Origin of the sequence: Methanosarcina spelaei, from assembly GCF_002287235.1 — an archaeon.
GTDB lineage: Archaea > Halobacteriota > Methanosarcinia > Methanosarcinales > Methanosarcinaceae > Methanosarcina > Methanosarcina spelaei.
This window is the reverse complement of sequence record NZ_LMVP01000301.1, coordinates 22,842-35,466: the sequence shown is the minus strand read 5'-3', so window position 1 is coordinate 35,466 and position 12,625 is coordinate 22,842. Positions and strand designations below refer to the sequence as shown.

Sequence of the window (12,625 nt, the reverse complement as noted above, 5' to 3'; positions counted from 1 at the left end):
TTTCTAGCTTCAATTTATATCTAAATCGGTTAAATTCCTTTTTTGCCTTTATACTCCATTCTTGATGCTTTTCTTCATTCATAATTACGTTAAGTTCTTCAGATAGAATTTTTTCCAGGAATTTAATCTCATTTTCACGATTGTAAAATATATTCAATAACCTGTATTTTAATAGTTCCTGTTCAATTGTTGTTTTCTTCGGAAAATCGCTAACTATAAGCTTGTTTAAGTGCATCAAACAGTATTGATGCACTAACTTATCCCCAAAAACTTCCTTTAAAATATCTGGGTATCTCTTATCAAAATCCGTAACAATAAACACAGGTTCTGATGTATCTAGATTTTTTCGTAGAAACGTTTTGATGGTTTCTGAACTTTTATCCTCAAAAAGTTCATCTGCTATTGTTCTTTGAGTTTTTGCATCCAGTAATGTTAAACGGTATTTCTGACAACGTCCCTCTTTTGGATGCTGTTCGTCATAGTGCACCATATGTACATTTTCTAAAATTGGAACATTTTCCTGTTCCATTTCTTTGTTGAATGTTCTAAAAATAGTGCTTCTTGATCTTGGAAATATGAAGCTCATTATATCAGAAATTCCATCATAAGAAACTTTATGGTATCTGAGCACCTGGAAAAAATTATTGAATGAATCAAAAAGTAAAGTTTTCAGACCTTCCCAAAAACTATGATCTTCTTCGTCTGTACTACCACAATTTTGGCATTTGTATCGACCAATGCTGATTTTTCCAAGACCTTTTTTGATGTATAGATTATAGCCGTTATGAACCATAGGAGCACTGCAAATAGGGCAGGCTGGAGGAATTTTTCTACGAAAAATTCCTCTTGTGGTATATTCGTAATCATTGCTATAACTATCAAAAAGGTATGAGAGAGCAGGGAGTTCCGATAAGTTATTAAGAGTAAGATTTATAATTACCATTGTTTTTGCCGTAACATCATTACATAATTAGAGAATTATAAATTTATGTAGTGATGTTACACTTACTTTCATCACTAGATTTTGGAACTGAGTCTTAAAAACACAAATTATATACATTCGTTACGAAAACGCGATCAGGAAAAGTATTGGTTTTAAAAAAAATACTGCAGATATAGACTCTAATATCAATTCCGGTATCTTTTGATAAACAAGCATCAAAATCAGGGCTAAATATTAAACTTTACATGAAATTTTTGATTTAAAACATTTAAGCTGTAACTATTCTTCAATCTTCTATCTCTTTTTCAAGATCAAAACATAAATCTTAGAAATATAAATCGTAGTGAAATAGAAGACTTTTTCTTGCAGTAATTATTTTGTATTAATTATTATAAATATTATTTTTTCTTTTGGATTCTGGACTTTAAGGCGAGATACAATGAAATCAAAACCAATTCTACGGTAAGTTCTCATTTCACAGTCAACCATTAAATCTCGACTTTTTAGGTAGAGTTTACCCCTATGTAGAATGTGATGACTGTCTTCTCGAAAATTCTTAGGAAAATTTAGCGATAGAACTTGAGAAAAGGAACGAAAACGTCAATCACCAGTGAAGTTAGGAACAAGTATTACTTCTCAAGCTCTCCTGACTAATATCAGTAAATGCGAAGGAACCTATACGCCTGGTTATGACTTTTCAAATTGAATATCCTTTTCTTCTATACCTCAACTGGATGGAATATAAAATATTTTAATTAGTTAATGAAGTACCTGTAACAATAATCTTCGTAGACTAAAACTTTAGAAAGAATTAAAGTTAATAAGAGAACGGGCGAAATTAAAAAATGCCACAAAATACCTGACCTCATAAAAAGCTTATATCCTTAGTTCCCAAAATTTAAGCGCATATATGTAGTAATGAGAATCTGCGAGGTCAGAAGACCACGATTTTGAAATTCTGCTACAAATATTATGTGCTTAAACTTAAGCGCATACTCCGATATCAGGAGACACTTATGCGCCTAAAAATGCGGAACTTAGGTTATATGGGTTGCGTAAACAGCCCAAGCCGTAAAAGGAAATACCACCAAGTTTGAGTAGAATACTCAAGACTTTCTTTGATCGCAATTATTCAACATTATGGAGTTTCGAAAACAAAATCCTGGCAATTTTCTGTTTCTTTCAGTTTTTGCCTTGTTTTATCCTTTATTCTAACCTGTTCTCTTTAAGCATTTTGCACCAGATATTCATGTCTTCAAACCCGTTTCCAATCTTACAGTTGTTAATTAGCCGGCCTGTGTAAGCATAGCCAAGAGAAGCAAAAGCTGAGTTTATTCCTGAAGATGAAGCCCTGCAAAGAGTATAGGAGCTTCTGAAACCTCTATTTGAAAGTTCCTTTTCCAGGGCTTTGATGAGCTCTTTCATCAATCCTCTTCCCCTCTCGGAAGAAATTGTCAGGCAATCGGTTACTTCAGCACACTTGTTTATTGGATCCATTTCTGCCGAAGCAAGACTCAAGATTTTTCCTTGCTTTTCTGCAAGAAGATAAAGAACATTGGAGTCCATAGTTTTTAGAAGATAACTTTCCATGTGCAAAGGAGCAGGATAAAACTTAAACTCCTGCCTGTAAAGCATTGCCATTAATGAGGCATCAGCCTGAACTGCAGGTTTGATACTGTATTCTTTTGGAAACCCTATACCCTCTTTTCGTATTCCTATGCTCTCTTTTTTTCGGTGATCATCTTGTTTATTCGGTTTTCTTCGGGCAATTCCCACTTTTGTAAGACAGTTTTTAGTTATCTGGTCTTCTTTCTCTTTGTTAGAAGAAACTCCTCTGGAACTTTCAAGGTAACTTGATAAAATATGGCAGTCTTTTTTTCCTGCATAGTATCCGCTAATAATTCCTTCCTCTATATATCCACAGGTCTCAAGCTCTTTTATATTTTCTAGAGATGCATATACGATTATCTTTCCAACTTTTACTATTTCAGCGACGATTTGGAGAATTCCTGAAATATTTTCAAAATTTCCAGTAAAGTTTATAATTTTTATTCTACTGTTGTAGTAATCAATTATAAGCTCAGCTCTTGATCCGTCAATACTCAGATCTATTTTTTTCCAGTATCCTGTTAGTTCTTCTTTAACTTCAAGAGTAAAGGGGATTTTTTTTTCCGTGTTATTTCCTCCTTATGTTTTTAAAGCTTTTTTACTTGAGGAGATTTTACGGGCTTATTTCCTCTACTCTTTCTTTAGAAACGTTGTTTTCTTTCCAGACTTTCGGGTTCGAGAGCTATAATGTCATTTTCTTTGTCATATAGTTTTGCAATGCCAGTACCACTTTTAAGCCTTGGATGATTATCGCAGATCGAACACGTTTGTTGGCACTTCCAAGAATAAACTGCAGGTTCGGGGTACATACAAATCACACCTTCATAATTTCTAAGGATAGTCCCTGTATTCGAGCTTGAAATCAGGTAATTCGGACCTACAGGAATTTTACCTCCCCCTCCGGGAGCGTCAACAACAAAAGTCGGAACTGCAAGACCTGATGTGTGTCCTCTAAGCATCTCAATTATCTCTATTCCTCTTGCAACTGATGTTCTGAAATGCTCCAGCCCAAAGGAAAGGTCGCACTGATAGAGATAATAGGGCCTTGTTTTTATCTTCAGGAGTTCGTGGCAGAGTTTTTTAATTATCGTCGGGCAATCATTTACTCCCCTGAGGAGTACAGACTGGTTGCCAAGAGGAACTCCGGCTTTTGCTAGCATTCTCATTGCCTTTTTAGCTTCTGGGGTAATCTCTTATGGGTGATTAAAATGGGTATTGAGCCAGACTGAAGGATATTTTTCAAGAATTTCACATAATTCAGGAGTTATGCGCTGAGGGAGGGTTACAGGAACCCTTGAACCTAACCTTACTATTTCCACGTGAGGAGTGTCAAAGAGCTCCCCCAGGAGCCAGTCTAACTTTTCATCGGAAACGAGCAGGGCATCTCCTCCCGAAAGCAGGACATCCCTTATTTCAGAATGTTCTCTGATATACTCGATCCCTTCTCGGATTGCCTTTTCAGGGTAGTCGTACTCTCTGTTTCCAACTCTTCGCTTGCGGGTACAGTGCCTGCAATACATTCCACAGCGGTTTGAAATGAGGAAAAGCACCCTGTCAGGATATCTATGGGTTATACAGCTCTCTTCAGAAGGAGAATCCTTATCCTCGCATAGGGGATCTTCGAGTTCCCAGGAGGATTTTTTAAGTTCGGCTGAACTGGGTACAGCCTGAATTCGGATAGGACAGTTATGATCTTTCGAATCGATAAGAGAAGCATAATAAGGAGATATCGCCATGGGAAAAACTTCAAGAGCTTTTTTTATGTCTTCTTTCTTGGCCTCTGATAACTCAATCAGTTTTTCAAGTTCTTCTACAGTCTCAATTCTATGCCTGTACTGCCATTTCCAGTCTGAAAATTCTTCTTTTGATGCATTAAAATAGTTCATAATCTTAGATTTCACATTTAAACCTCAGTAAAAGCTGAAAGAAAAATTATAGGACAGACTTCCAGAGTACAATAAAATGAACTCTGTTTTAGAAAATTAAATCCTTTATTTTTCAGCTTATTTAAAGAAAATACGTTTTAAATCCATTAATATATTTATTAAACAAATCTATTAAATACTTTTTTGTCTAATAGAGTTTTAAAAATCCGTTTTTTTTGAAAAAAAACTTAAAAATACCTTTTTATTTGAGGTTATTTTTAATTTTATACTTGTTAATTGTTTTATTTTGTTTTAAAAATCAATTTTTTTTAGAATTTCTGTTTTTCCTTCGTTTAAAGAGGTTATATATGTATAAAGTGACAAAAAAGCAATTGATTCTTGATTTAGCAGTTTCAGGGAAGTAATAAAGTATTTAGAGAGAAATAAAGGCAAGAGTAAATTTTTAACTTATTGATAGACTTTTTTTAAGCTATAAAGACTAAAAAAGGCTTTTAAAACCCCATATACCTATTTTTTGCTTATTTATCCAAATATACCTCACATAACCCTTTAATTCTCCAAACCATCACATGTTTTCAAAATTTCTACAATACTCTTTTATTTGTTAAGATAGCTAACCCAGTTCCTCATATTACTTTTAATATGTTACTGTCTTTTTACGAAGAACCAGGTCAATGAAATTTATATTATTTAAAAAATCATTATATATTGATGGCAGATAATCTTCTAACCGACCTTCTGATCATTTTCGGGCTTTCCATCCCTGTAGTGTTTACTTTTTCCAGACTGAAGATAGCTCCACTAATTGGTTTTCTACTTGCAGGTATTCTTGCAGGACCTTTCGGTTTTGGACTGATTAGAGAGATAGAAAACATCGAACTTTTGGCTGAAATCGGAGTCGTACTCCTACTTTTTACCATAGGTATTGAATTTTCATTGCGTGACCTTTTGCAGCTTAGAAGAACCGTAATTTTTGGAGGCGGTTTACAGCTTTCTATAACTTCAGTTATCGCTGCTCTCATATTCCTATGGTTTGGCAATTCCAGAGAATCTTCGATCTTCCTTGGGCTTTTAGTAGCTTTAAGCAGCACTGCAATTGTCCTTAAACTCTTACAGGAAAAAGGAGAAATATATAGCCTTCACGGGCGAACTTCCTTAGGAATACTGATTTTTCAGGATATCGCTGCAGTAATAATTATACTCTTAATTCCAGTTCTTGCAGGTACCCCAGGGACCGAAAAATCATTTTTAGAGCTTATCCTGCAGGGCTTAGGGCTCATTGTGTTTACCTTTCTAAGCGCCAGATATATTGTTCCTTTTATCATGTATCAGGTTGCAAAGACACGGAATAATGAACTTTTTCTCCTTAGTGTTATAGCAATAGGACTTTCTGTCGCCTGGCTGACCTCGATGGTTGGCCTGTCTCTGGCACTGGGAGCTTTTCTTGCTGGCCTGATTATCTCGGAATCTGAGTATTCTGTTCAGGCTCTAGGGAATCTAATTCCATTCAGGGACATGTTCATGAGTATTTTTTTCATCTCAATAGGGATGCTGCTTGATCTCAATATATTAAGAGAACATCTTCTCTTGATCCTGGGTGCTACCCTGGCTGTGTTGCTCCTGAAGGTTCTGACAAATAGTCTGAGCACCTTTCTCATAGGTTTTCCTTTGAATACAATAATCCTGGTTGGATTTTCCCTTTCACAGGTTGGAGAATTTTCCTTTATTCTTGCAAAAGTAGGTTTTGCAGGTGGATTAATCTCCTCTCTTATGTACCAGGAATTTCTGGATGTGGCAGTGCTTTCTATGGTGCTTACACCTCTTTTTATGAGCATAGGGTATCGAACAACCACTTTTGCAGAGTTGTTACCTTTCCCTCCAATACTGAAACAGGGCTGGTACAGTAAATTTAAAGAAGGTGAATCTGAAGAAAAACCTGAAAACCATGTAATAATAGTAGGATTTGGGATAAACGGGAAGAATGTCGTGACTGCTGCAAAGGAAGCCTCAATTCCCTACATAGTAATTGACATGAATCCTGAAGTCATACGGATAGAAAAACAAAGAGAAGAGCATATTTTTTATGGTGATGCCGCTCAGAACGCTGTTTTGGAACATGCAGGCATCCAGACTGCAAAATCGGTTGTTGTGACCGCAGGTGACCCTCCAAGCGCCAAAAGAATAATTGAAGCTGCCAGAAGGTTGAACCCTCAGGTCCATATTATTGCCAGAACACATTTCCTGAGTGAGTTGGATAAATTTTATGACTTTGGGGCAGATGAGGTAATTTCAGATGAGTTTGAAAGCTCAATAGAGCTTTTCACAAGGGTACTTCACAGATACTTGGTTCCCAGCAGTGAAATCAATTCCTTGACCTCAACATTACGTGCAGACAATTATAAGATGCTTCGAAGTCCTGACATCCCCAGTAAAAAAATCTGCGATCTAGCTCTTGATTTTGCAAACGTAGAAATCCGAAGTGTCAGGGTAGGGAAATTTTCAAAATCAGCAGGAATGACTCTTGGAGAACTCAATATTCGGAAGAACTATGGAGTATCTGTGCTTGCAATCTCACGCAGTCATAAACTCATTCCCGGGCCGGAAGCTGAAACTGAAATTTTCTCAGATGATATTCTGCTTGTGATCAGCCCACCTGAAAACATCGATGAGATTAGAAGACTTTTCGAGGATAGTGGGGAATAAAGAATCAAGTTCCACCATAGTGAAATATAAGTTAGAAGCGGATTTATCGATGACATCTACTTATATTAAGAATAATTAGTTTATAATATTTGAATTTTAAAAATTTGAGGGTATTGAAGTACTTGAGCATTCACAAGTTGAAAATTCATAAGTTGAATATTCATAAGTTGAACATTCACAAGCGGCAAATTAAGGATTCAGTACTTATTTTAGACTATTTAAATAGTTTTATTCGCTCGCTTATATCAAGTGCTTATCTATCTGGTGGGACATTCTATGATGGGTGATATTAGAGAAACTTTTCGGGAAGTTATTCAGGCAATAATTCCTTTAACACTGACAATAGTGTTACTTATGCTTGTGTTTGTAGGCACAAGCTTACCCGATCTTATCTCCGTTTTGATAGCTACAGTATTAACTGTAGTCGGAATGGCTTTTTTTCTAACTGGAGTTAAGTTAAGTATGCTTCCGATAGGTGAAGCAATAGGAGCTGATTTGCCCAAGCATAATTCAGTGACTTTTATCGCATTAGTAGTGTTTTTACTCTCATTCCTTACAACCATAGCAGAACCTAACGTAAAGGTTCTTAGCAATATGGTTGACTCAGCTTTGCAGGGTAGCTTGGACACCAATTTACTTGTCGTCTCCATAGCTTTTGGAGTCGGCTTCCTTATGGCTATTTCAATTCTGAGGATTGTGTATGGAGTTTCAATAAGATACTTGTTTACAGCAGGTTATTCGATTATACTTGTGCTGTCCTTCTTCGTACTTACCGACTACCTGGCAATTTCTTTTGATGCCGGAAGCGTGACTACAGGAGCTATGATTGTACCTGTACTTATGGGCCTTGGAATCGGGATAGCCTCTGTATTGCAAGACAGATCTGAACTTGATGGTTTTGGGCTTATAGGCCTTGCAACTATGGGTCCCATAATGAGTCTTATGCTACTGGGTGTACTGTCTTCGTGAGTTCAGAAAGTACAGGAATATTGTTTATAGTTTTTGAGGTTATTCAGTCAATAGTTCCTTTAGTAATTTTCTTCAACTTATTTCAGATATTATACCTGAAGCTGCCATTAAGCCAGTTGGTAAAACTTTATACAGGACTAGCTTTCACAACATTTGGTATGATATTATTTCTTCACGGCATTAATAGCGGATTTCTCCCTGCAGGAACGGAAATAGGCGAATTTTTTGGAGGTTCTGACAGAAAAAACTTTTTAATTCCTATTGGTTTCGTTCTCGGTTTACTTGCGACCTTTGCAGAACCTTCTGTAAGAGTGTTATCCTATCAAGTTGAGGAGTCGTCCAGTGGTTATATAAACTCGAATCTTATGCTTTATACGCTTTCCTTTGCAGTAGCTACACTGGTTGCGGTTGGAATGGCGAAAATCGTATATAGAATTCCTTTTCTTTACATCGTAGTCCCAGGTTATTTATTTGTCCTTATTTTGCTATGGTTTTGTGATAAAGATTTTGTAGGTATAGCATTTGACGCAGGGGCAGTTGCAACAGGTCCGATGGCTGTATCTTTTCTTATGTCTCTGGCTGTGGGGGTAGCTACAGCATATGAGGGTGCCGATCCTGTTGAAGATGGCTTTGGTTTGATTGCAATAATCGCACTCGCACCTATTATCTTTGTCCTGCTTCTGGGCGTTTATATGAGATTTAACGGAGGTAGAGAGAATGTGCAATGAGAGAGATTTTGTCTTAATAGTAACAATTGTAAAAAAAGGCTGGGGCGATGAAGTAATCAAGGCTTCAAGAAAGGCCGGCGCTCAAGGTGGAACGATTTTATTTGGTCGCGGTACAGGAATTCACGAGAATAAAAGTATTCTTGGCTTAATGATTGAACCCGAAAAAGAAATTGTCCTTACAATAGTTGATTCAAGTATTGAAGATGATATTCGAAATAGTATTATTAAGGCTATAAACCTTAACGAACCTGGAATGGGAATCGGATTTGTGGTTTCTCTGGATAAAGTATTTGGGATTTGTCATCCATTTTATGAAATAAAGTGCCCAGAGGAATAAATGAGCATATCCCGGCTATAAATAGCCTGTTCACCAGATTGCCTGCTCAGCGCTGAAGAAAGACCAAGTACTCAAAAGTATGAAAATAAGAAAGAAGAAGCCAGTATCTTTTAACAGATTTGAAGACATGAGGCTCTAAAATGTTTGAAGTCCTTCTTGACATCCCTACACAAGCGTTTTTGAAATCTGCCGATGAAACGACTTACTCCAGGGTCAAAGAAATTCTTGATGAACTTGTCCTTGATCCGGTCCCACCGCGAGCGAAAAGAATAATTGAGAGTAAAGAAAAGCTTTTCAGACTGCGGTCCAGGCATTTAAGGCTGCTTTATAGAGTTAATTATGAGAACCAGACCCTGGTAGTTATAATGATCGAGCCTGTAAATCGTATCTATCGTTGAATAGAGTGAGGATCTAAACTCTTCTTCCGTTAAGTGTTACAACAGGAAATTAGAAAAAGTATGATCAAGCAAATACAAAATATAATTTCAACCTGTCTTAAGAAATTATCTTGCATAGTTGATAATATGCAAGACTACTATAAATTATTTTTTCAAGATAGACCCTTAAAACTCATGCACTTCAATAAACTGAGCTAAAACCATAAATTTTCACATATAACTCCTATTTTTAGCCGTTACTTGATTCTAATAGACATTCCAGGCTATAGTTATGAAGTAATTAGACCGAAAACACTATAAATTGTTCGTAATTTTTGAATTTTTCCAAAAAATAATTTTTCATTTATTTTTGAAAATTTTTACAAAAAGTCAGCGTAACTACCTTTTGTTACTTCCTTTTATGTAGAATATAGTTAGCAAACTAACAACCCCATAAATTAGTTCAAATCCTGGAGTTTTTTTGCTTTCTTTTGAAGGAGTACGTGTCTCTTTTTTCTGCTCAAGAAGGGTTGCTTATATCAATAATCACAAGACCCAAAATACTATTAGCTACATAGGCATAATTGCCGGAAATTTTTACTCCAGATATTAAGTTTTTTGTCATAATCTTACCCACTGAGACAGGTGAAGAAGGATTGGCAATATCCAGTATCACAAGATCCTGTCCTTGTCCAATGTAAGCGTAATTGCCAACGACATCAACGGCATCTGTAAACCCTCCGAAATGTCCACAGGTTTCACTTTACCTTCAGGAACGGATGTTGCCCCGGAATTGCTACTGCAATTATTAATAAAAAAGCAACAAATATAAGTGGATAAATTATTTGTCTCCTTATTCCCATAAATCATACTCCCTTCTCCTCAATTGATAGTCCGGATGTACAAAGATATATAATTTATTTCCCAATTTGTCCGCTATTATCCATTAAAGGCGGGATGCGCTTTTAAGTTAATGCACTATTAAGAAAACAAACATGGTATTCCTTGAATAACATGCACAACTATATGAAAATGCATGCTGATGGCAGCATTTTCATGCTAAATGAGTAGTATTTTGTGTATATCTGTAGAAAGCTAATTTTTTACGCTTTTAACTTTTTTCTGACGGCTCTATACTTTCTACCCACTCGATATTGAAATCTTGCTTTCTAGTTGCCCTTCTATCAACCTTTATCCGTGTACTCTGAACAACCTTTCGACAACTTAATATAATGTAATAACATATTTACAATATGTAAAGTTTATATTACATATTGTAATTAAACATAGACAATTTACATGTGTACATATACATGATTATACTGAGAGAATTCGACTTTCATTGAAAACCCTTATGGAGGTTCTGTAAATGAAACATAAGCAGTTCAAAATAATCACCTTTCTTACTACAATGGTTATGGCAGCTGTAATTAGCTTTTCAATTTTAATAGGAAATCCTGCACTTGCCGTAGCTTCCTTCTTTGGAGGCATAGCTGTTATGTACCTCTCAAAACGCAGACTGGAAGATATCGTAGAAGATGAGAGAATTCGTCAGATAAGTCAAAAAGCCTCAGGAATTACATTCCAGTTCATAATTCTTAGTTTTGCCATAGGGGGTGCAGTCCTTATAGCAATGAAAGATACTTATCCGAAATATACAGATTTTGGTTTTTTCATGTCATACGCGGCTTGCGCGAGTCTTGTACTTTACTCTATCTTTTATATGTATTTTAATACGAAATCAGGAGGATAAATTAACGGTTAGAGTTTACAGGTTTCCAGATTACTGGAGTATCTTGTCAGATATCCGTTTACGTTCGCTTGTGAAAATATGGAGTTTTCAATGAAAAATAATATAAAAGTTTACAGGGCAATACACGATCTTACTCAGGAAAACCTGTCTGAAAAAGTAGGAGTTACGAGGCAAACCATAAATGCAATTGAAAAAGGTAAATATGATCCCTCGCTTGAACTTGCATTCAAGCTTGCCAGGCTTTTTGACGCCCGTATTGAAGAAATTTTCCTCTATGAAGACCGTGAAGCCAGGAATTCTGAAAGAAAGGGTTAATTCACTTGATTCTTAGATAAAGGATTTACTGGTTTAAAATTGAGAAATTTTAAGGGGTATTTCCCAGATAGTTTTTTGAGTTTAATTTTTTCATTGAAAGCTCATTTATGAAATATTTCCAGATAAACCTAGCTTTCCTGAACTCCCTAAACAAGTAAACCTGGAGAAAAGAAAGCCATATAACTAATTTATATTTCCACGAAAACAAGAACTGGGAGCTATACAGGCTCTCTGGCAAGTAAGCTGATTTTCCTTTCAAAGATTAACAGTAGTGCACTCCAAAAAACAATTTTAGTTTTTAAATATATTTATAAGAAATGAAAAGATAGTTACAATTAACGGATATCTGCGGATGTACAGACTGTCAGTTATTGTCATCAGAAAAACTAATAGGTAAATAAACAAGTTGTAAAGAAAATAAGCAGGAGAAAAGAATCTATGATGCAATCGTTTATAGTGGAACACTATCTTAATAAGGATGTGGACGTTTACTGCGGTGGACCTGATGTTTTCAAGGGAAATGTAGAAGCCTGTGCCGATAATGTTCTGACGCTCAATAGCGAAGGAAAACTCACCCATATAGCTATTGACAAGATAATAGCTATATGGGGCCAATAAGTTCAAAGTTTCAAGTTCCGATGTTCCTGTACTATAGAGGACAATTATAGAGAACAAACGGACTAAGGGAAAGTTTTGAGAATTTTCTTCTAAATCTGACTAAAACTGAAAAGCTGAACTGGTGCCCTGGTCTTTGGGAAATAAAGGCCACTCAAATTAGTGTCCCAGAGTTTGAGATGTGAAAAAATATCGAGGTGTAAAGAAATGCAGCCTTTTATAGTAGAACATCTTCTAGGCGAAGTCGTAGATGTTTACTGCGGGGGTCCTGATGTATTTAACGGAAAAGTGGAAGCCTGCGCAGACAATGTGCTCACTCTCGAGCATAATGAAAAGTACACGCACATAGCAATTGACAAGATAATAGCCATTTGGCGTACTTAACTAATGT

At 36.0% G+C, this 12,625-nt stretch carries 14 protein-coding genes and 1 pseudogene; 9 read left to right on the top strand and 6 right to left on the bottom strand.

All coding sequences use genetic code 11. The features are described 5' to 3' along the window. The 4 genes from ASJ81_RS13350 to ASJ81_RS23790 form a co-directional block, all read right to left on the bottom strand. A partial coding sequence (locus tag ASJ81_RS13350) for an ISNCY family transposase (protein ID WP_095642727.1) occupies positions 1 to 943 on the bottom strand: 943 nt, incomplete at its 3' end. 1,206 nt (positions 944 to 2,149) lie between these two features. Further along, on the bottom strand, positions 2,150 to 3,016 hold the full coding sequence (gene ablB, locus ASJ81_RS13345; protein WP_275112559.1) for a putative beta-lysine N-acetyltransferase: 867 nt from the start codon (positions 3,014 to 3,016) through the stop codon (positions 2,150 to 2,152). Positions 3,017 to 3,192: 176 nt separating this feature from the next. Beyond that, positions 3,193 to 3,717 carry a hypothetical protein gene (locus tag ASJ81_RS23795; RefSeq protein ID WP_245860132.1) on the bottom strand — a complete coding sequence of 175 codons (525 nt, stop codon included), beginning with the start codon at positions 3,715 to 3,717 and terminating at the stop codon, positions 3,193 to 3,195. Positions 3,718 to 3,744: 27 nt separating this feature from the next. Further along, the gene (locus tag ASJ81_RS23790) at positions 3,745 to 4,452 is read right to left on the bottom strand and encodes a KamA family radical SAM protein (protein WP_245860131.1); all 708 of its coding nucleotides are present in this window, start codon (positions 4,450 to 4,452) and stop codon (positions 3,745 to 3,747) included. Between the two features lie 696 nt (positions 4,453 to 5,148). On the opposite strand from ASJ81_RS23790, the gene ASJ81_RS13335 reads away from it, so the two are divergent. The 5 genes from ASJ81_RS13335 to ASJ81_RS13315 all read left to right on the top strand — a co-directional run bounded on the left by ASJ81_RS13335 (position 5,149) and on the right by ASJ81_RS13315 (position 9,572). Beyond that, positions 5,149 to 7,140 (top strand): monovalent cation:proton antiporter family protein, encoded by a 1,992-nt coding sequence (locus ASJ81_RS13335; RefSeq protein ID WP_095644841.1) that lies wholly within the window; start codon positions 5,149 to 5,151, stop codon positions 7,138 to 7,140. 276 nt (positions 7,141 to 7,416) lie between these two features. Then, on the top strand, positions 7,417 to 8,109 hold the full coding sequence (locus tag ASJ81_RS13330) for a DUF1538 domain-containing protein (RefSeq protein WP_095644840.1): 693 nt from the start codon (positions 7,417 to 7,419) through the stop codon (positions 8,107 to 8,109). Then, a complete protein-coding gene (locus ASJ81_RS13325; RefSeq protein WP_095644839.1) occupies positions 8,106 to 8,837 on the top strand; it encodes a DUF1538 domain-containing protein in 732 nt (243 codons plus the stop codon). Before ASJ81_RS13330 ends, ASJ81_RS13325 begins: the two co-directional genes overlap by 4 nt. Then, positions 8,827 to 9,174 carry a P-II family nitrogen regulator gene (locus ASJ81_RS13320; RefSeq protein WP_095644838.1) on the top strand — a complete coding sequence of 116 codons (348 nt, stop codon included), beginning with the start codon at positions 8,827 to 8,829 and terminating at the stop codon, positions 9,172 to 9,174. The genes ASJ81_RS13325 and ASJ81_RS13320 overlap by 11 nt, the downstream gene beginning before the upstream one ends. 140 nt (positions 9,175 to 9,314) lie before the next feature. Then, positions 9,315 to 9,572 carry a hypothetical protein gene (locus tag ASJ81_RS13315; RefSeq protein WP_095644837.1) on the top strand — a complete coding sequence of 86 codons (258 nt, stop codon included), beginning with the start codon at positions 9,315 to 9,317 and terminating at the stop codon, positions 9,570 to 9,572. A gap of 378 nt (positions 9,573 to 9,950) precedes the next feature. Here ASJ81_RS13315 and ASJ81_RS24625 read toward each other — a convergent pair. Next, positions 9,951 to 10,028, bottom strand: a pseudogene (locus ASJ81_RS24625) (PGF-CTERM sorting domain-containing protein); the annotation flags it as partial. A 43-nt stretch (positions 10,029 to 10,071) separates the two neighbouring features. Further along, positions 10,072 to 10,248: a hypothetical protein gene (locus ASJ81_RS23785; RefSeq protein ID WP_245860134.1), complete on the bottom strand. Its 177-nt coding sequence runs from the start codon at positions 10,246 to 10,248 to the stop codon at positions 10,072 to 10,074. A gap of 672 nt (positions 10,249 to 10,920) precedes the next feature. Between ASJ81_RS23785 and ASJ81_RS13305 the strand changes: the two genes are divergently transcribed. The 4 genes from ASJ81_RS13305 (at position 10,921) to ASJ81_RS22260 (ending at position 12,618) form a co-directional block, all read left to right on the top strand. After that, complete coding sequence (locus tag ASJ81_RS13305; RefSeq protein WP_095644836.1) at positions 10,921 to 11,304, top strand: DUF2178 domain-containing protein; 384 nt, start codon at positions 10,921 to 10,923, stop codon at positions 11,302 to 11,304. A 90-nt stretch (positions 11,305 to 11,394) separates the two neighbouring features. Continuing rightward, the gene (locus ASJ81_RS13300; RefSeq protein WP_048109440.1) at positions 11,395 to 11,619 is read left to right on the top strand and encodes a helix-turn-helix transcriptional regulator; all 225 of its coding nucleotides are present in this window, start codon (positions 11,395 to 11,397) and stop codon (positions 11,617 to 11,619) included. A 438-nt stretch (positions 11,620 to 12,057) separates the two neighbouring features. Then, the gene (locus ASJ81_RS13295; protein WP_095644835.1) at positions 12,058 to 12,237 is read left to right on the top strand and encodes an MM0924 family protein; all 180 of its coding nucleotides are present in this window, start codon (positions 12,058 to 12,060) and stop codon (positions 12,235 to 12,237) included. A gap of 204 nt (positions 12,238 to 12,441) precedes the next feature. Continuing rightward, entirely contained in the window at positions 12,442 to 12,618 is a 177-nt protein-coding gene (locus ASJ81_RS22260) for an MM0924 family protein (RefSeq protein ID WP_196296973.1), read from the top strand. The last annotated feature ends 7 nt before the right edge of the window (positions 12,619 to 12,625 follow it).

Excerpts from the sequence above, each read along its gene's own strand:
- ASJ81_RS22260 (WP_196296973.1), top strand. The coding sequence starts at position 12,442 with ATGCAGCCTTTTATAGTAGAACATCTTCTAGGCGAAGTCGTAGATGTT.
- ASJ81_RS23795 (WP_245860132.1), bottom strand. The coding sequence starts at position 3,717 with ATGAGAATGCTAGCAAAAGCCGGAGTTCCTCTTGGCAACCAGTCTGTA.
- ASJ81_RS13320 (WP_095644838.1), top strand. The coding sequence starts at position 8,827 with ATGTGCAATGAGAGAGATTTTGTCTTAATAGTAACAATTGTAAAAAAA.
- ASJ81_RS13300 (WP_048109440.1), top strand. The coding sequence starts at position 11,395 with ATGAAAAATAATATAAAAGTTTACAGGGCAATACACGATCTTACTCAG.
- ASJ81_RS13335 (WP_095644841.1), top strand. The coding sequence starts at position 5,149 with ATGGCAGATAATCTTCTAACCGACCTTCTGATCATTTTCGGGCTTTCC.
- ASJ81_RS13295 (WP_095644835.1), top strand. The coding sequence starts at position 12,058 with ATGATGCAATCGTTTATAGTGGAACACTATCTTAATAAGGATGTGGAC.
- ASJ81_RS13330 (WP_095644840.1), top strand. The coding sequence starts at position 7,417 with ATGATGGGTGATATTAGAGAAACTTTTCGGGAAGTTATTCAGGCAATA.
- ASJ81_RS13305 (WP_095644836.1), top strand. The coding sequence starts at position 10,921 with ATGAAACATAAGCAGTTCAAAATAATCACCTTTCTTACTACAATGGTT.
- ASJ81_RS13315 (WP_095644837.1), top strand. The coding sequence starts at position 9,315 with ATGTTTGAAGTCCTTCTTGACATCCCTACACAAGCGTTTTTGAAATCT.